Source organism: Candidatus Methanoprimaticola sp. MG2 (genome assembly GCF_047501175.1).
GTDB lineage: Archaea > Thermoplasmatota > Thermoplasmata > Methanomassiliicoccales > Methanomethylophilaceae > Methanoprimaticola.
Window position 1 is genome coordinate 283,521 of record NZ_JBEQWH010000001.1, and the last position, 19,055, is coordinate 302,575.

16 protein-coding genes are annotated in these 19,055 nt (G+C 60.3%); 12 read left to right on the forward strand and 4 right to left on the reverse strand.

Going from position 1 to position 19,055, the window contains the following annotated elements; all coding sequences use genetic code 11:
- Positions 1–14: 14 nt before the first annotated feature.
- Positions 15–764, reverse strand: coding sequence for a hypothetical protein (locus V5D86_RS01345; RefSeq protein WP_414594917.1), 750 nt, complete (start codon positions 762–764; stop codon positions 15–17).
- A 137-nt stretch (positions 765–901) separates the two neighbouring features.
- On the opposite strand from V5D86_RS01345, the gene V5D86_RS01350 reads away from it, so the two are divergent.
- The 6 genes from V5D86_RS01350 to V5D86_RS01375 all read left to right on the forward strand — a co-directional run bounded on the left by V5D86_RS01350 (position 902) and on the right by V5D86_RS01375 (position 10,549).
- On the forward strand, positions 902–1,276 hold the full coding sequence (locus V5D86_RS01350; RefSeq protein ID WP_414594900.1) for a desulfoferrodoxin family protein: 375 nt from the start codon (positions 902–904) through the stop codon (positions 1,274–1,276).
- 98 nt (positions 1,277–1,374) lie between these two features.
- Positions 1,375–1,842: a hypothetical protein gene (locus V5D86_RS01355; protein ID WP_414594901.1), complete on the forward strand. Its 468-nt coding sequence runs from the start codon at positions 1,375–1,377 to the stop codon at positions 1,840–1,842.
- Positions 1,843–1,952: 110 nt separating this feature from the next.
- The gene (gene mgtA / locus V5D86_RS01360; protein ID WP_414594902.1) at positions 1,953–4,676 is read left to right on the forward strand and encodes a magnesium-translocating P-type ATPase; all 2,724 of its coding nucleotides are present in this window, start codon (positions 1,953–1,955) and stop codon (positions 4,674–4,676) included.
- Between the two features lie 70 nt (positions 4,677–4,746).
- Positions 4,747–7,020 carry a TerB N-terminal domain-containing protein gene (locus V5D86_RS01365; RefSeq protein WP_414594903.1) on the forward strand — a complete coding sequence of 758 codons (2,274 nt, stop codon included), beginning with the start codon at positions 4,747–4,749 and terminating at the stop codon, positions 7,018–7,020.
- Positions 7,017–8,282, forward strand: coding sequence for an ATP-binding protein (locus V5D86_RS01370; protein ID WP_414594904.1), 1,266 nt, complete (start codon positions 7,017–7,019; stop codon positions 8,280–8,282). The genes V5D86_RS01365 and V5D86_RS01370 overlap by 4 nt, the downstream gene beginning before the upstream one ends.
- A complete protein-coding gene (locus V5D86_RS01375; protein WP_414594905.1) occupies positions 8,279–10,549 on the forward strand; it encodes a DEAD/DEAH box helicase in 2,271 nt (756 codons plus the stop codon). Before V5D86_RS01370 ends, V5D86_RS01375 begins: the two co-directional genes overlap by 4 nt.
- A gap of 512 nt (positions 10,550–11,061) precedes the next feature.
- Here the strand turns inward: V5D86_RS01375 and V5D86_RS01380 are convergent.
- From V5D86_RS01380 to V5D86_RS01390, 3 genes are read right to left on the reverse strand one after another with little or no spacing between them, the layout of a single operon-like run.
- Positions 11,062–11,676, reverse strand: coding sequence for an ABC-2 transporter permease (locus V5D86_RS01380; protein WP_414594906.1), 615 nt, complete (start codon positions 11,674–11,676; stop codon positions 11,062–11,064).
- A complete protein-coding gene (locus tag V5D86_RS01385; RefSeq protein WP_414594907.1) occupies positions 11,673–12,518 on the reverse strand; it encodes an ABC transporter ATP-binding protein in 846 nt (281 codons plus the stop codon). Before V5D86_RS01385 ends, V5D86_RS01380 begins: the two co-directional genes overlap by 4 nt.
- A complete protein-coding gene (locus V5D86_RS01390) occupies positions 12,511–12,885 on the reverse strand; it encodes a GntR family transcriptional regulator (protein ID WP_414594908.1) in 375 nt (124 codons plus the stop codon). The genes V5D86_RS01385 and V5D86_RS01390 overlap by 8 nt, the downstream gene beginning before the upstream one ends.
- Positions 12,886–13,074: 189 nt before the next feature.
- On the opposite strand from V5D86_RS01390, the gene dapB reads away from it, so the two are divergent.
- The 6 genes from dapB to V5D86_RS01420 form a co-directional block, all read left to right on the forward strand.
- Entirely contained in the window at positions 13,075–13,875 is an 801-nt protein-coding gene (gene dapB, locus V5D86_RS01395; protein ID WP_414594909.1) for a 4-hydroxy-tetrahydrodipicolinate reductase, read from the forward strand.
- Between the two features lie 491 nt (positions 13,876–14,366).
- A complete protein-coding gene (locus tag V5D86_RS01400; protein ID WP_414594916.1) occupies positions 14,367–15,911 on the forward strand; it encodes a 2-isopropylmalate synthase in 1,545 nt (514 codons plus the stop codon).
- A 5-nt stretch (positions 15,912–15,916) separates the two neighbouring features.
- On the forward strand, positions 15,917–17,176 hold the full coding sequence (locus V5D86_RS01405; RefSeq protein ID WP_414594910.1) for a 3-isopropylmalate dehydratase large subunit: 1,260 nt from the start codon (positions 15,917–15,919) through the stop codon (positions 17,174–17,176).
- Positions 17,176–17,658, forward strand: coding sequence for a 3-isopropylmalate dehydratase (locus V5D86_RS01410; RefSeq protein WP_414594911.1), 483 nt, complete (start codon positions 17,176–17,178; stop codon positions 17,656–17,658). The genes V5D86_RS01405 and V5D86_RS01410 overlap by 1 nt, the downstream gene beginning before the upstream one ends.
- On the forward strand, positions 17,655–18,782 hold the full coding sequence (locus tag V5D86_RS01415; RefSeq protein WP_414594912.1) for an isocitrate/isopropylmalate dehydrogenase family protein: 1,128 nt from the start codon (positions 17,655–17,657) through the stop codon (positions 18,780–18,782). Before V5D86_RS01410 ends, V5D86_RS01415 begins: the two co-directional genes overlap by 4 nt.
- A gap of 4 nt (positions 18,783–18,786) precedes the next feature.
- On the forward strand, positions 18,787–19,055 hold a 269-nt coding region (locus V5D86_RS01420), incomplete at its 3' end, for a KEOPS complex subunit Pcc1 (RefSeq protein ID WP_414594913.1).

Below are 19,055 nucleotides of genomic sequence, written 5' to 3' on the forward strand. Positions count from 1 at the left end.
CACCGTGTCCATCTTCAAGGCGTTCTCGGCCATGCTGGGGATGGAGTGGTTGGGCCATCTGGAGGTCTCCGGGACGGACAGGGTCGGCACGGAAGGCGTCCAGGATGCCGTGGAGGGGTTCCTAGGGGCAAGGATCGGAGCCTTAGGGGGACGATCGCGTCCGCGAAGTCTTTGGCAATCGACCGGTCCGAAACCAGCGGCATGCACGACGGGCAGATGTCGCGTATGATGTCCCATGTCTCTGCATCTACCGAGTCGTCCGGGTCGACCACGCAGATCCTGTAGAATCCCATGTCGACAAGGTCGGGAACGACCTCTGTCAGGTCGGAACGCCGGGAGCCCATGCCCATGGCCCTCCCGCCAGTGCAGAACACGGTGGGGATCACGCTGTCCGACAGCGAGCATATGTCCTTCAGGTCCTCCTCCCCGGATATGGCGTGAAGCGGGGCCATGACCGTGTCCGCAACGGTGTTGAACGCATCCATGAGGTCGTCCGCATCCTCTATCCAGATCATCAGCCAGATGTCCCTTCCGCGGACCTTCATCCCTTTGACCACCCCTTCCTCGAACCTTCTGGACCTTATGCTGCCCCAGTCGGCGATGACCACCGGTTGTCTGGATTCGGTGCGGGGGAGTGCCGCGATGGCTTCGCTCAGCGGGACATCCGCACTATCCGATGATGGTATGCAACGGCCTTCCGGCAGTGTGAGGGAGCGTATCTCGTCGCCTCTGCCGGATTGCGCGAAGATCACAGGGATGTCCATGCCCCGTCCAATGCGCGCGTATCATAAGGACATTGTGGAGACGGTCACCCGATGGACATGATAACGGAGGTTACACATCCCGTGAAACGGCGAATCTTATAAAGGAGGTCCGAGGGAATCACCGTCCCGAGGATACTATGACTCAGAAATTCGTCTGCGAGAAATGCGGAACAGTCGTCGAGCTCCTTTACAAAGGGGGATGCAATCCGTCCTGTTGCGGACAGCCCATGAAGGCCGCCGAGGTGAAGACCGAGGATGCGGCCAAGGAGAAGCACGTCCCCTATATCACCAGGGACGGGAACCTCGTCACCGTGGTCGTCGGGAAGGACAACCCCCATCCCATGACCGATGAGCACTACATCGTCTACATCGAGATATGCGCCGATGGCATCCTGATGAGGGAGTATCTCAAGCCCGGTGACAAGCCCGAGGCCACCTTCAAGACCGATGCCGAGAACATCGTGGCATGGGAACTGTGCAACAAGCACGGTGTCTGGAAGTCCAACCAGTGATCATACAAAGGGGCCCGGTCCACGGGTCCCGCACTTCTCCTCTTTGTTGTTATATAGTTCATAGGGTTCACTGTCCCCCATAGGAATGGTGCTGATCCATGGCCAAGAAGATCATCGAGACCACGTCGGACGATGCCAAGGCGAAAGCCAGGCATGCGAAGCTTGCGAAAGAGCGCGAGAATGCCGAGGAGAAGGAGAAGAACCGCGCTTCCGACGAGTATTGGAAGAACCGTCGTGTCAACGAGAAGCGCAAGGAAGAGATCAAGAAGCTTCCCAAGGAGGAGCGGGCCGAGGCGAAGAGGAAGCTCCGCGAGGATGTCAGGAAGAACCGCGAGCAGTACCGTCAGGAGAAGAAGGCCGTCCGCGAGAAGGAGCGCGAGGCCAGGAAGGCCGAGAGGGAACAGACGAGGTCCGAGGACGATGCCGAGGCCGCTCCGCAGGAACAGGACGTTCCCGTGGAGGAGGTCAAGGACGCCCCCGTGAAAGAGGCCGAGGGGGCTTCCGCCGACGCACAGCCGGACACACCCGATGAGGCTCCCGCGGAGCCGGTGGAAAAGAAGGATTGAGCCCTTTCCACCCATTTTCAAAACATTTCCTGCCCGAGGAGTCCCCTCGGGCATCCTTCCGAGACGTTTCGCTTGGTCCTTGTTTTAAATAAGAGGACCCATGCCCTCCCGTGGTCAAAGGTTCGACGGATACCCCAGAACAAAGGCTCAGACGCGCCGCCTCGACCGAGGCTAGCGATGTGCTGAATGAGTACGACAGCAGGTTGGAAGGACATTTCAACGAAGAGCTTACGACATCCCGTATCAAGTACGGGAAGAACGAAGTCACCAATCACAACAAGCACGTGGTCCTGAAAAGGTTGTACCACTCCTTCGTTAATATCTTCATAATTTCTCTTGCGGTAATCGACATCCTATGGATGGTCCTCGATCCGGACATAATATACTTCGTGATCCTCACCACACTCATCCTGGTGAGTGGGACGGTCACGTTCGTCCAGGAGACGCGCAGCAGCAAGGCCGCGGCTCAACTGGTGAGCATGGTCACGACAATCATCACGGTGGTCCGTGAAGGGACCGAGATGGAGGTAGACTCCAGAGACATTGTCGTAGGAGACATCATCATCCTAGACACGGGGGACCTAGTCCCTGCCGATGTCAGGATCATTTCTTCCAATCATCTTAAGGTGGACCAGTCCGCCTTGACCGGTGAGTCCAACCCGGTCGGAAAGTACAGTGAGGCCAAGGAGGTCGGGGGCAACATACTGACCTGCGACAACCTGGCGTTCATGGGGACCAACGTCGTCGGCGGATCGGCCGTCGCGATGGTGGTCGCCGTCGGAGACGACACGATCTTCGGCAACATGGCCGAATCCCTCAGCGAGAAGAAGCCGTCGACCACATACGACAAAGGGTCCAAGTCCATCGTGAACGTCCTTCTGAAGATCATGTTCTGCATGGTCCCCCCGGTGTTCTTCATAATCCTGATAAAGGGATACATGGCGAACGACCCGGACTATTTCCTCAACGCCGTCGTATACGCCCTGACGCTGGCGATAGGTCTGATGCCGGAGATGCTGGCAACCATCGTCTCCACGAACCTTGCGAAAGGTGCGATAGACCTGTCGAAGAAGAAGGTCATCGTGAAGGACGTCACGGCCATCCAGAACTTCGGGGCCATGGACGTCCTCTGTTCCGACAAGACCGGGACCCTGACACAGAACCGCATCTCAGTGAAGGATTGCAGCGACCTGTACGGGAACTCCAGCTCCACCGTGGAGCTGTACTCGTGCCTCAACGCCAAGAACCTCAGGTCCGCGACAAACCAGATCGACTGGGCACTGCAGGAGTACGCGGACGAGGAGCTGGACTCCGAGACCGTGGAGTCGTACCAGTCCGTGGGCGACGTCCCCTTCGATTTCGACAGGAGGAGGGCGACCGTCGTCGTCAGCAAGGGCGAGGGCATCGATCTGATGATCACGAAGGGGGCCATCCCCGAGATGCTCGACATCTCCAGCGCCTACCTGGACCAGGACCGCAACATCCAGCCCATGGATGACAAGCGCAAGAACGAGATCCTCGGGATGATCGAGTGGTACAGCGTCAAGGGGATGCGCGTGCTGGGAGTGGGGTACAAGCCCATGCCCTCCGGGAAGACCGAGTTCACGGACGAGGACGAGACGGACCTCATCTTCGTCGGATACGTCGTGTTCACGGATCCCGTCAAGCCCTCCGCCAAGGATGCCATAAGGGACATGGCCGAGTACGGCATCGACGTCAAGGTCCTCACAGGGGACAACGAGTACGTCACCCGTCACGTCTGCGAGCAGATCGGCATCGACGTGAGCGAGATCCTCACCGGGGACACCATAGACGATTACGACGATGACGAGCTCGCGGAGGTCGTCGAGCGCGTGCACGTGTTCACCAGTCTGACGCCCGATGACAAGGCCAGGGTCGTCAAGGCCTTGAAGGCCAACGGACACACCGTCGGTCTGATGGGAGACGGGATCAACGACGTCCTCGCCATGAGGAACGCCGATGTGAGCATATCCGTCGATACGGGAACGGACATCGCGAAGGAGACCGCGAGCATGATCCTCCTCGAGAAGGACCTGAACGTCCTGAAGACCGGGGCCATCGAGGGAAGGAAGGTCTACGTCAACTCGATCAAGTACGTCAAGATGATCGGTTCGATCAACTTCGGATACATGTTCTCCCTGATCCTGGGGTCGCTGCTGTTCAACTTCGAGCCCATGGGCGGGATCATGATCCTGATCTTCAATCTGATCAACGACATCGCATGCCTGTTCACGACCTGGGACAAGGTCGAGGACGAGTTCGTGCGCGAGCCGAGGACGTGGGATGCTCCGAACCTCACAGCGGTGATGTATCGCTACGGACCGATGTGCGTCGTCACGGACATAATGTCGTGGATATTCTTCATCTTCGTGGTGATGGCCGGCATAGGCGTCACCGGATTCGAGGACCAGGGCATATACACCGCCGCGGACGCCGTCCTGAGCGGCGTGCCATTGGGAGTGGGGGAGTACGAGAGCCTGTTCTGGGTGATGGTCCTGTTCCAGTCCCTGTGGTGCATCGAGCAGTACTGGATGCAGGTATGGGCCATCCACATCGTCAGGACCAACAAGCTCCCGTTCTTCCAGTCCTGCTCCGCGAAGATCCTAGTGGTGACGACGATCGTGGCACTCGCGGTCGGGACCCTCCTGCCGTTCAGCGGCGGGCTCTGGGAGGCCATCGCGGGATACACCGACCTGTACGCGATACCGCTGTATGCGCTGCTCTGGATGCCGTTCATAGCGTGCATCTACTTCTTCGGCTCGCACCTCATCAAGAGGCACATGCTGAAGACCAAGGGCTTCTTCGCCTGTTGAAAACCCGGAGGACCGCTCCGATGCGGTCCTCCGTCCTTACCTTATATACGGAATCGACTATGCGAACCGCATGGGCCGCGGATTCAATCCATTCTCGACCGAGCGCTACATCTCCACGGTGGACCGCTCCTACTATCCGAAGGATTTCTCCGCGGACATCGAGAGATACAGGGACGAGAGGGGACACGAGTGCGATCCCGTGGATTCGGAGTACGACCATCCCGACTACTCCGTGCTGGAAGGTCCGCGCCTGGAGTACTACCTCTGGTGGAGGAGGATGGCGGACGAGGGGGAGCTCCTGAAGGCGGACTGGGGATACGCGTGGCTGCGCTGCTGCGAGCTTATAAACTCCAAGGACGACCCCGACGATGTCCTCACGAGGATGATCCAGTTCACGAGGGTCTGTTCCGGGAGCATAAGGCTCGCACCCCTCGTCTCCCGTCTTGCGGAGGACTACGCGCTCGCAAACGGCCTGTCGTTGGGCAGGATACCGCGCAGCCGCCCGTTCTCCAGGTCCATGACCCTGTTCACATGGGACCTCACCAGATATCCCATAAGGATGCCCGATCCGGACATACTCCTGTCGTCCTGCTACAACTGGCGTCAGTATGCGGACGTGAGCATAGACCAGATGGCGGAGATCGTGTCCATGACCCTGGCGGGAATCGACGAGATGACCCGTTCCTCGGAGGGGAAGGGATTCATCCGTGCCATAGGCTGCGAGCCCGAGGCGGTGACCATATGGCCGTTCGAGGGTTTCGCGGACTACACGGGGGCGGAGCACAGGACGGTCCCTTCGCTCAGGGTGTCGGACGGTCCCCTCCATGACATCATCGATGCCATCGTCAGGACCGTCACGAAGCTGACGAGGGAGGACGGCGTGCGCGGACCCCAGATCCCCAGGGCGTTCCCTCAGGCATACCGTCGCATCGCCGCGGCCGCGGTGGACGCGGTACTGGGCGACGACCCGTTCGATGCCAGGCACTTCAGGTGCGCATCCGTGGAGGGTGCAGGGTTCTGGGGGAACGACGACCTGGTCGTCGAATGCGAGGAGGAGGACGACAGGGCGTACATCATCCCCCAGGCCTATCCGGACCCATCCTTCCCCAGGGTGACGCTTCGCGAGATAAGCACGCACATGGCCGATTCATGCGACGATCCGGTCGAGTACACCCCGTCAGAGAAGCTGATGCCGACGTACAGCACCATGGAACCGGGGCAGATCTCGTTCTACATACACTGGCGCACCATGGCCAGGGAGGGGACCTATCTGAACACCGATTCCGGATACATCTGGCTGTACTGCGTGGAATTGATAAATTCCGATGATGACCCGGAATGCGTGCAATCGGAGCTGGAGAGGGCATTGGACGCATATTCGCACTGCTCGTTCATACCGCAGTCCCTGTGCACGGCATGTGCGGACCATGCGATATTGAACGGCTTCGACGTCCCTCCGGCGGCGATAGACAGGGCCGACCGCTATGTGGCATACAGCAAGCTCGCATGCGACCCCCCGGGCAGGATGAGCGTGTCCCTGGCGGAGATGTACTCGCTCTATGATTCCGAGAGGTACACCTCGGATGACCCGGGGCTGTATTCCGATGCGTTCACCCTCGCGGTCCGCAGGGTGGACGCCTACATGAAGGAGCACAAGGGCAGGAGGATCATCGACCGCGCCGGATCCCGCGACCTGTACTTCACCAAGCGGTTCTATCAGGGTCTGTGGACCCCCAAGAACCCCGTGGAGAGGCTGGAGTTCGTCAATGTCCTGGAGTCCAAGAGGATAAACGACCTCATGGACGGCATATTCAGGACGGTCATACGCGTGGTGAACACGCGTCTCAGGAGACCTGTGCCGCGCGCTCCCACGGAGATACGTCAGGAGTATCGCGAGATTGCGGAGGCCTCTACGGAGGAGTTCATGGATTCCATCGACCGGGATAGGATGCATGAGGCCGCGATGGAGGAGGCGTCCCGGATCGTGATAGACCGCGATGCCGTGGAATCCGCGGCCGCGGACCTGGAGGCGGTCAGGGGCATGATGTCCGTAGACGAGCCGGATCGCGACGGGTCGATCGAGGAGTCCGTGTCGTCATCGGAACAGCCGACGGGGTGGGATGCCCTGAGGTCGTCGCTGGATGATGTGGAGCTCCTGTACCTCACCGCGTCCCTGACGAACCGCGGGGCCGGCGCATGGACCCTGGAAGGGACGGGGAGGCGCCCCCAGTCGGTGGAGGATTCCGTAAACTCAAAGGCCATGGATGCGATAGGGGATGCCATCATGGAAGGCGGTACGGCTTTCGAGGACTACGTTGACGACATAAGGAGGATCATAGATTGACCGACATCCCCAAGCGCACGCTCATCACGATGATGAACGCACTCTCGTCGGGGGTCGTCCCGAGACGCGGTCTGGAGTACATAGCGGTGGGACGCCGCAGGGAGACCGAGACCTTCGTCGGGGACCTGGAGGATACTTCGGAGGGGGGCGGAGCGTTCAGGTTCATCTCCGGACGCTACGGGAACGGGAAGAGCTTCATGATCCAGATGGTCCGCAACTATGCGATGGACAAGGGATTCGTCGTGATGGATGCGGACCTCGCCATAAACAGGCGCCTCACGGGAAGCAAGGGCGAGGGTCTGAACACATACCGCGAACTTGTCAGGAACATGGCCGTGAAGGCCCGTCCCGACGGCGGTGCGATGGAGTCCCTGCTCCAGGGGTGGCTGTATCCGATCATGGACGCGGAGGGTCCCGATCCGAAGGCCGTCCGCGCATCCATCCGCAGGGCCACCGCGGATATGTCCGGGATGACGTTCTATCAGGACTTCGTCTACGTCCTCGGAGCATATGCGGAGGGCCTCATGGACGGAAGGGACGACTCCCCTGCGATCAGGTGGTTCAAGGGGGAGTACGACCTCAAGTCCGATGCCCGCAGGGACCTCTCCGTCGCGACCATAATAGGGGATTCCAACTGGTACGACATGGTCAAGCTGTGGGCGGAGTTCGGCGTGCGCGCCGGATACAGGGGCCTGGTGGTGTTCATGGACGAGGCGGTCGTCCTGTACAAGCTCCAGAACCGCGCATCCAGGAGCAACAACTACGAGCGTCTCCTGACGATGTTCAACGACATCATGCAGGGCAAGTCCTCGCACCTGTCGATGTACGTGTGCGGGACGCCGGAGTTCATAACGGACCCGGACCGCGGGCTGTACAGCTACGAGGCGCTCAGGTCGAGGCTCGTGTCCGGCAGGTTCGAGAACGGCTACGACAACTACCTGGGGCCGGTCATCAACCTGAGGCCCCTAACGAGCGAGGAGATCTTCGTCCTCCTCAGGACACTCAGGGGGATGCACGAACAGCGCTATTCATATGAATCGGGGATCACCGACGGGATGCTGGAGACATACCTCCGTACGGTGACGGCGACTATCGGCGGCAGGGATATGGTGACCCCGAGGGAGATAACCAGGGATTTCATCAGTCTCCTCGACACGCTGCATCAGAACCCGAACGCCAGGTTCTCGGACATGGTCGAGGGCAGGCACGTGGATGCCGATGCCGACCCGGATGACGACCTCATCGACGACTTGGAGATATGACCGATCATTTCCAGAGGATGCCTGCGTTCCTGCAGGACCGCATCCATGCGGAGGGATGGACGTCCTGGAGGCCTGTCCAGCAGGAGTCCTTCGACGTCCTGTTCGATTCCGAGGACCATCTCCTGATATGTGCGGGGACATCCTCCGGGAAGACGGAGGCGGCGATGCTCCCGGTGATCTCGTCGTTGTGCAACGACCCCGTGGACGGCGTCGGAGCCATGTACATAGGTCCGACGAAGGCATTGATCGACGACCAGTTCTCCAGACTCGACAGGATGCTGAGAGACTCCCGCCTCACGATCACGGGATGGCACGGGGACATCCCGAAGGCGTCCAAGGACAGGATGAGGGACCGTCCGGAGGGGATACTGCAGATCACGCCGGAGTCCCTGCAGGGGGTGATCTGCGACGGACCGGAGCTTCTCAGGAGGATGTTCCCCTCCCTGCGTTTCGTCGTCATAGACGAGGTCCACACGTTCATGGCCTCCGACCGCGGGCTCCAGCTCCTGTGCGAGCTCGATGCCATAGAGCGCATCGCAGGCTGTTCGCCGAGGCGCATAGGTCTGTCCGCGACGCTGTCGGACATCGGCGGAGCGGAGGACTGGCTCCGCGCCGGGACCGACAGGGGCATACGGTCCGTATCGTCGGAGAGCGACAGCACCGGCCGGATCGGGATCAAGTACTACAGGATCCCGGCAGACGAGGAGAACCGCAGGAGGTGCGTCCAGGACTACTATCGGGACATGTTCCGTCTGACCGACCAGCATTCGTGCATAATCTTCACCAACAGCAGGGGGTCGGCGGAGAGGACCGCCCGCTCCCTCGCGAAGGTGTCCAGGTCGGAGGGGTCCCAGAACCAGGTGAGGATCCATCACGGCTCTCTGTCCGGTACATTGAGGAAGGAGGCCGAGGAGGACCTCAAGGAAGGCCGTCATCCCACCGTCGTGGCGACATCCACTCTGGAGCTCGGCATGGACGTCGGTGGGCTGGACCGCGTCCTCCAGATCGGCGCCCCGTACACCTGCTCGTCCATGCTCCAGAGGATGGGGAGGACGGGGCGTCGCGGAGGCAAGCGCGAGATGGTCATGATGGTCATGGACGACATGAAGAAGTGGACGCCGTCCCCGCCCGGGATGTCCCTGGAACTTGTCAGGGCGATAGCGGTCACGGACCTCGGTCTCAAGGGGGGCTGGACAGAGGGGATACGTCCGAACCCGCTGCCGTTCGGACTTCTGTACCATCAGATGATCGCATATCTCAAGGGATCCGACCACGACGTCAGGTGGCCTGAGCTGAGGGACTCCATGCTGAGGATGTGGCCGTTCAGGAACATATCGCGGGAGGAGGCCAGGGAACTGGCGATGCACATGCTGTCCGAGGGCCATCTCCAGAGGCTGGAGGACGGGACCCTGGTGATCGGTCTCAAGGCGGAGCCGATAGCGAACGGGAGGGGGTTCGCATCCGTCTTCGAGACGCCGATGGAGACCGAGATACGTTTCGGGGGAAAGGTCATCGGTACGGTCCAGGGAAATCCGAAGGAGGGTCGCCTGATCAGCCTGGCCGGGAAGGTGTGGCTGGTCACGGGAAGCGGCGACGGTTGGGCGGACGTCAGGGAGGCGGGGGACGGCTCCGCGGAGTCCAAGTGGGAATCGGTCCCTCCGGAGGTAGACGACCGTGTGATGAGGCGCATGAGGGAGATCCTCCGGTCCGACGAGACGTTCAGATGGCTCGATTCGGCGGCATCGGCCGAACTGGAGGCCACCAGGTCGGAGTTCCGTGAGAAGGTATATGACGGTCCGATGGAGACGTCCGTTGGATACACGCTGTTCCCTTGGACGGGTACCAGGAACTTCGAGGGGCTGAGAAGGGCCCTGATGGAAGTACCGGGAGTGGAGGTCCTCGCATACGCGTCACCGCTCTGGATCATGATCGGGACGGACCGCACATGGGGGATGGTGGAACAGTCGCTGAAGAACCATGTCCCGAAGACGGATGCCGAGGACTATGTGCTCCTCGAGGACGTCGAGGACATGGGGAAGTACGAGAGGTTCGTTCCGGAGGGCCTGAGGGCCAGGGAATATGCGGCCCATCGGCTCAGTTTCGATTTCGTCTCGGACATGAGACGATCCCGACGGGTCGCATGCATCGTTCTCGATGGAGTCATCCATGCGAACATGGCTCTCGCGTATCATGACAGTGCTCGGGCGAATGCCCGGGATGGGGCATTTCATCCGGTATATAAAATTTATACACTGTATACATATTGACCCGAAAAAGTCAGTTTTTCAGTTATTATGTCTACACTATAATCGCTAAATACGCGGACCATCTGAGAACCGTCGCCAGGGTGAAGTCCGGTGCACAGGACTTCTACACCCGTGTGCCGGACTCCGTCCTGAGAATCCTTGGAGGTGATAAGCACGTCCGAAGATAGGAAGGACCAGAGTCTCTACTTGCAAACGGCGACCCTGGTCCTCAGCATCATTCGGCTGATCGTCGAACTGCTGAAGTAAAACCTTTTACAGCCGCCGTGAGGCGGCTGGTCAAACATCTCACGGCCGTCATGGGACGACCGGTCGCGTTCATCCTTGGAATCTTGTTCTGTTTATTTAAGGCATCGCTGAGGCTCTTTCATCGTCTGCGTGTCCAGGATTTCATACCGATTACGTCAGTGAAACGCATCACATCGTCCTAATCCGAGCCTCACGGTCCCGATCCTGCATATGATGGGGGAGCCCTCCGGACATTGTGCGTCCGGAGGGATTGTCTCAATGACCTCTCAGAGGTCTTTCCTTTGAAACCTGGACATCGATATGCGATATGATGTCGCAGATATGGCCGATGCGGCCACTAGGACCAGGACGCCGCCGATCCAGGGGATGTTCGTCGTCATGTCCAGCGTGGCCAGGGACACTATCGCCGAGATCATCACGATCATCAGTGCGATGGACACGATCTGGGCCTTCGAGCTGTCGAACACATAGTTCACCAGACAGTTCACGGAGCACATGGCCATTCCCAGCGATGCGGCGAGGACCATTCCGCCGACGAGGTCCCCGACGTCTATCGCCGTCCCGTCGATGGAGGTCTTGACGAGGAGCATGGCCAGGCCCATGCACAGTCCGATGGCGACGACGATCGTCCCGAGTGCGAACTTCATCCTGACGATGTCCCTTCTCGCGATCCCGGACGATACCGCGAACAGGTTCCAGCGGTACAGCTCGTCATAGCTGAAGCTGGACCCCACGACCGAGGACATCATGACGACCCCGATCACACAGGTGGCGGAGGGGGACCCGTGACCGAACGCAAGGGCGAACAGGGACCCCAGGGCGACCAGGCCGATGAGGCTGCTGCGGAGCGTCATGAACTCCTTCGACAGGAGTGCGTTCATGCCCCGTCACCCCTGACGATCATGACCAGGATGTCATCCAGCGTCGCATCGTCCACGACGAGCTCCGGATACGCCTCGCGCATGCCGTGCTTGTCGGTCGTGAGCGCGGTGACGCCCATGTCGTTCGAGCGCGAGGTCACTATCGTGTCCCTGTCGAGCGCATCGAAGGCATCCTTCCCGCATCTCACAAGGCCGTACCTCTCCAGTATCGAATCCTTCTCGTCCGACAGGACCAGCTTGCCCTTGTGCATGAACACGATGTAGTCCGCGATCCTCTCCAGGTCCGTGGTTATGTGGGACGATATCAGGACAGTGTGCCCCTCGTCCTGGATGTACTCCATGATCAGGTCCAGGAACTCGTCCCTGGCGGCGGGGTCCATCCCCGCGGTCGGCTCGTCGAGTATCAGGGTCTTGGGGTCGTGCGAGAGGGCCACGGCCACCTGCATCTTCATCTTCATACCGCGGGAGAACGTGCTCAGCTTCTTCGTGCGGTCCAATCCGTAGCCGAGGACCAGTCTGTCATAAGTGTCCTGATCCCACGAGGGGAACATGCCGCTCATGATCCCGCCTATCTGATCGATGTTCAGGTTCATGGGCAGGTGGCAATCGTCGAACACGATTCCCATGTCCCCGCGGTCGCCGTCGGATATCCTCACGGTCCCGGAGTCCGGGATCACGGCACCGGTGATGCTCTTGATCAGTGTGGACTTCCCGGCACCGTTCTCTCCGATCATCCCCACGATGTATCCCTTCGGTATCTCGAGGTCGATGTCCCGAAGGGAGAATGCTCCGAATGTCTTGTTCAATCCAGATATCTCTATCGCGTTCGCCAACTCACTCACTCTCGTAAAGGATGTCGATCATCTGTTTCAGCTCGTCAGCGGTTATGTTGCCGCGTCTCGCGGCATCTATCGCCTTCTGTATGTGCTCCTCGGCGGCCTTCAGGCTCCCTTCCCTCAGGATCCCGGGATCCTTCGCAGATACGAAGCATCCCTTCCCCGCCACCGTCTCTATGAACCCGTCCGATTCCAGGTCGTTGTAGGCCCTCTTCGTGGTGATGACGCTGATCTTCAGGTCCTGGGCAAGGGCGCGCATGCTGGGCAACGGCTCGCCTGCCTGTAGCTTCCCGCTGATTATCTGGCCTTTGATCTGGTCGGCTATCTGTTCATAGATCGGCCTTCCGCCGGAGTTGCTGATGATGATGTCCATCGTTCCTCTGAGTGAGTGTACGGGTTTATTGTATATAACTGTATATACACGATATACACAGTATCCCGTCCGTCTCTGACGTGCGGCCAATGCATGCAGGGCATTTCATTCCGTCGGTCGCGGAATGCTAATATCGCGGTTCGGCTTGTTAGGACTCATGAAAGCAGCATTCCATATGGAGGCATACCGATGACCGGGACCAGGGTTGCACTGGTCGGTGCGTGCGGACGCATGGGAAACCTTATCATCCGCCGCGTTCTGGCGACCGAAGGGCTGACCATATCCGCCGCGTTCGATCTGGTTAACGTCGGGAAGGACATAGGGGAGATCGTCGGCGTCGGGAAGCTAGACGTTCCCGTCTCCGATCCCAAGGACCTCGCCCAGGTGCTAAAGGATTCCGGGACGGACGTCCTCGTGGACTTCACCATCGCTCCCGCCACGGCAGCCAACGCCCCTGTCGCAGCGGCCGCAGGGGTCAATCTCGTCATCGGTACCACCGGGCTTTCCGCGGAACAGAAGGCGAGCATCGCCGATGCCGTCGCCAAGAACAACGTCGCCGCCGTCATCTCCTCGAACTATTCCATAGGGGTCGGCGTATTCTTCAAGCTCATCAAGGAGGCCGCGAAGCTTCTGGGCGACGAGTACGACGTGGAAATCATCGAGGCCCATCACAACCAGAAGAAGGACGCTCCCAGCGGGACCGCGATGACCGCGGCGGAGATCATCAGCGAGGAGATGGGCGGAAAGGACCTGGTCTGCGGACGCGAGGGGGTCTGCCCTCGCGGTAAGGAGATCGGCATCCATGCTATCCGCGGAGGGGACATAGTCGGTGACCACACCGTCATGTTCATCGGTAACTCCGAGCGCATAGAGATCCGTCACCAGGCCCATTCCAGGGAGATCTTCGTCGGCGGGGCCGTCATGGCCGCTGGCTGGGTCGTTAAGCAGAAGAAGGGCGTCGTCTACGACATGAACGACGTCCTGAGCTGAAACTCCAGACGGGGCGGTCCGGAAGGGCCGCCCCATTGCCTGTTCGAAAACCGATTGCCAACTGTTGGCGTTATTGGATTATGAGTGGCTGGTCGATGCAATTATCGTCCACTCGATCGGTTGTTTCTCCCGATGGTTCCGTAGATATCATCGGGTACCTTTCGATAGGAAAAAACCCATTGGGATGGAGGATGTGCATGTCGAGCCGATCGAAGGTCGATCCTCCCATCACTCGGTCTACACGTACCTATCAACACATTGGTATCTTCAAGCTTCAATTGTTCCCGCGTAAGCGGGAGCAATCTTTTAGGAAAAACCAGAATTTTTTATAATATGTCATCTTTCGCCCGATTACCGTCAGAGGTCATCGAAATGATCTGCAACGCTTCCGCCATTCTTCTGCTTCTTCTGCAGTGAATCCAGTGAGAGCTAGGACGGTTTGAGGGATTTTTATGAAAGCTCAGGCCAGTGAGAACGCTAGACTTAGGGAAATGCTCGCAATCAGCCCATACAATGAGCTTGCCCTCCCGAAGCTGCCTGAGGGAAGGGGGCCGATCCAGATCTTCGACACCACCCTCCGCGACGGGGAACAGGCACCAGGGATTGCGCTGAGCCCCGATGACAAGTTCAACATAGCGATGGCCCTCGACGATTTCGGGGTCGACTACATCGAGGCCGGATTCGCCGTATCCAGCGACATCGAGAGGGACACGATCAAGAGGATCGTGGATGCGGGGACCAAGGCGACGACCCTCAGTCTCGCCAGGTCCGTCCACAAGGATATAGATGCGGCCGCGGACACCGGTGTGAGATGCATACACACCTTCATCGGGACCTCCCCGCTCCACAGGGACTACAAGCTCAAGATGACCAAGGAGCAGGTCATCGAGAGGGCTGTGGATGCCGTGGAGTACGCCAGGTCATACGGGATGGACGTCCAGTTCTCCTGTGAGGACGCCACGAGGACTGAGCTCGACTACATGATCGATGTATACAAGGCGGTCGTCGAGGCCGGTGCAGGAGCGATCAACGTCCCCGATACGGTCGGGGTGATCGTCCCCCAGGCGATGCACTATCTCATCGGCGAGATCGCCAAGGAGATCAAGGTGCCGATCTCCGTCCATTGCCATAACGACCTCGGGCTCGCCGTGGCGAACACCATGGCGGCCATCGAGGCCGGTGCGACCATCGCACAGCTCACCGTCAACGGCATCGGCGAGAGGACCGGGAACGCGTCCCTCGAGGAGGTCGCGGTCAACCTCTTCGCCAACTACAACGTGGAGACCGTCGACCTGTCCAAGGTGGGGAAGGTCTCGAACTACGTGGAGAGGATCACCGGATTCCCCAAGGCGTTCAACAAGCCCATCGTCGGACGCAACGCGTTCGCACACGAGTCCGGCATCCATGTCCACGGCGTGATGTCCAACGCGTTCACCTATGAGCCGATCAAGCCCGAGCTCGTCGGGGTGGCGCGTCACATAGTCATCGGGAAGCATTCCGGAGAGCACGGCGTCCGTCAGAGGCTGGACGAGATGGGCATCGGGATGCCCGAGGAGATGATGCCCCAGTTCATGGCCGCCATCAAGGATGCCGCGGTCGGTGACAAGGAGATCGACGATGCCGAGCTCAGGGCCATAGCCGACAACATAGTCTACAAGTCATCCCTCGGTGAGCCCGCCGTCAAGCTCGACGGTGTGGCGGTGGTCACCGGGAAGGGTGTGACGAGCACCGCGACGGTCAACATGACCGTCAATGGCGAGATCCGCGTGGCGGCCGAGATCGGTGTCGGTCCGGTCGATGCGGCCATGAACGCCATCGGAAAGGCGATGGGCGGGGACTACACGCTCGAGGAATACAAGCTTGCAGCCATCAGCGGAAAGGCTAACTCGCTCTGCGAGGTCACCGTGATGGTCAGGAACCATGCCCGTCAGGGAACCGGGCTCGTCGTCGGAAAGGCGGTCGGTCCCGATGTGGTGGAAACATCAATCGATGCGATGATCAGTGCGATCAACCGCGACAACATCAAACGTGAGTGATAACAATGACAGGAAAGACGATCGCCGAGAAGATCCTCAGCAACCATTCCGGGAAGGATGCCCGTGCAGGGCAGATCGTGATCGCGGATGTCGACTACGTCATGGTCAACGATGTCACGGGACCGATAGCGTTCCGCGAGTATGCGAAGCTGGGGACGGACGAGCTGTACAGGGACAGGATGGTCCTGATCCCGGACCATTACGTCCCTGCGAAGGACATTGATTCCGCCGCCCAGGCCAAGGAGATGCGCACGTTCGCACAGGAGCACCAGTGTCCCAACTACTTCGAGATAGGCAGGAGCGGGGTGTGTCACCAGATAATGGTGGAGGAGGGGTTCGCCGCCCCGGGAAGGCTCATAGTCGGGGCCGATTCGCACACCTGCACGTACGGGGCCGTGAACGCCCTCTCCACCGGCATAGGGTCCACGGAGGCCGCCGCCGTGTTCGCCACGGGGAAGCTCTGGTTCAAGGTCCCGGAGACGATCAAGGTCGTGCTCAAGGGGAGGTTCGGACCGTATGTGGGAGGCAAGGACCTCATCCTCAGGATCATAACCGACATCGGTGTCGATGGGGCCAACTACAAGGCCTTCGAGTTCCACGGCGATGTCCAGAACGTCTCCGTGCCGGACAGGCTCGCCGTCTCCAACATGGCCATAGAGGCCGGGGGCAAGGCGGGGATCTGGCCGTGCGACGACCTGACGCGCGAGTACATCGGGAACGATGTCCGCGGGGAGTACACCCCGGTGGAGGCCGACGAGGACGCGGTCTACTGCAGCGTCCTGGAGTACGACCTCTCCGAGCTCGAGCCGTTCGTCTCCTATCCGCACCTTCCCAGCAACGGCCGTCCCGTGAAGGATGCCGACGTCAGGATCGACCAGGCATATCTGGGATCCTGCACCAACGGGAGGATAGAGGACATGCGCATCGGGGCCGAGATCGTCAGGGGACGCCATGTGGCGCCCGGGGTCAGGATGATAGTGGTCCCGGCATCCCAGCGCGTCATGAGGCAGATGGCCGACGAGGGCCTGATAGACGTGTTCCTCGAGGCGGGGGCGTTCGTCTCCGGTCCGACATGCGGGGCATGCCTCGGCGGATACATGGGGATCCTCGCCCCTGACGAGGTGGCGGTGGCATCCACCAACAGGAACTTCATCGGGAGGATGGGCGCGAAGGACTCCTATGTGTATCTGGCCGGACCGGCCGTCGTCGCCGCGTCCGCCATCGCAGGCAGGATCGTGACCCCCGACCAGCTGGAGGGATTCTGATGGAAAGCATAACCGGAAGGGTCTGGGTCTTCGGGGACAACGTGGACACGGACCAGATAATCCCGGCTGAGAGGCTCCTCGCGGCCAACCTCGACCATCTCAACGATTACATATTCGAGAAGGTCAGGCCAGGGTTCGCCCAACAGGTGCAGAAGGGGGACATACTCGTCGCGGGCCGCAACTTCGGATGCGGGTCCAGCAGGGAGCACGCTCCCCTCTCGTTGCGTGAGGCGGGGTTCTCGTGCATAATAGCCGAGAGCTTCGCCAGGATATTCTACAGGAACTCCATGGACACGGGGCTGCTCCTGGTGGAGTGCAAGGTGGATGCCCGCGAGGGCGACATCGCCACCGTGGACGTTGACAACGGGCGGATCGGCGTGGGGGACAACACCTACAGGTTCCCCGAGTATCCCCAGTTCATAGGCGAGCTGATACGTTCCGGCGGACTCATGAACCTCATCAGGGAGGGCAGGTTCCGATGACCACCAAGCATATCGCGGTCGTTCCCGGGGACGGGATCGGGAAGGAGGTCATCGCCGCCGGGATGGAGGTCCTGGAGGCCGTCTCCGAGATATCGTCGTTCGGCATGGACGCCGAGTACGTCGACATCGGTTCCGAGAGGTATCTCAGGACCGGGGAGCTCCTCACGGACGATGACATATCGCTGCTGAAGGGCAAGGACGCTATCTATTTCGGCGCCATCGGCGACCCGCGCGTCTCCCCCGGCATACTGGAGCAGGGGATCCTCCTGAGGATGCGCGCGGTCTTCGACCAGTACATCAACCTGCGTCCCGTGACGTCCTGGTTCCCGCTGGTCCCGCTGAAGCGCGAGGTGCCCTTCGACATACACTTCCTGAGGGAGAACACGGAGGACTTCTACATGGGTGCCAACGGTACGTTCGGACCCAATTCGGGAGGGGACTCCGCACACGTCCACGTGAGCAGGGAGCTGTACGACATCGACATAGACCTGGTCGCGAAGGCGTCCAACGGCGACGATTTCGCGTTCGAGATCGGACTCCTGTCCAGGACGGCGGTCACGAGGTTCGCCGACTACTGCTGCCGCTACGCCCTGGACCGCGGTGACGGGAAGGTGACTCTGGTGGACAAGGCGAACGTCATAACGAGGAACTACGGCATGCAGAGGGAGATCTTCGGGGAGAAGGCCGCCGAGTACGGCCTGGACCTGGAGTTCATGTTCGTCGATGCCATGGCGATGGCCATGATCGTCCGTCCGGAGACGTTCGGCACGGTCGCGGTGCCCAACCTGTTCGGGGACATCCTCACCGACCTGGGGGCGCAGCTGCAGGGAGGTCTAGGGATGGGCGGCAGCGGGAACATCAATCCTGAGGGGGTCAGCATGTTCGAGCCCATCCATGGGTCCGCCCCCGACATCGCGGGTCGCGGACTGGCCAATCCCATAGCCGCGGTCCTGGCGGCCCAGATGCTCCTCGAGAACCAGGGCTTCCCCGATGAGGGACGGATGCTGCACGATGCAGTGCGCCATGTCCTGGACGCCGGCATGACCACGCCCGATCTCGGAGGGTCGCTGACCACCTCCCAGGTAGGAAAGGCTATTGCGGACTTCGTCCTCGGGCAGAAGTGATACGATGATCTCCCTGCAGCTTGAGATAGATTACGACGACGAGACCGTCGCCAGAGCGGTCATGGATTCCCTGGGGCCGGACAACACGGGCTACGTCGAGTCGGAGCTGCAGGGGTCGAAACTCATTTTCAGGATATCCTCGGAGTCCGCAGGGACACTCAGGAACACCGCGGACGACCTCATGGCCTGTATAAAGACCGCAGAGGCATCCGCGGGCCTGGGGGGGGGGGGGGGGGGGGGGGGGGGGGGGGGGGGGGGGGGGGGGGGGGGGGG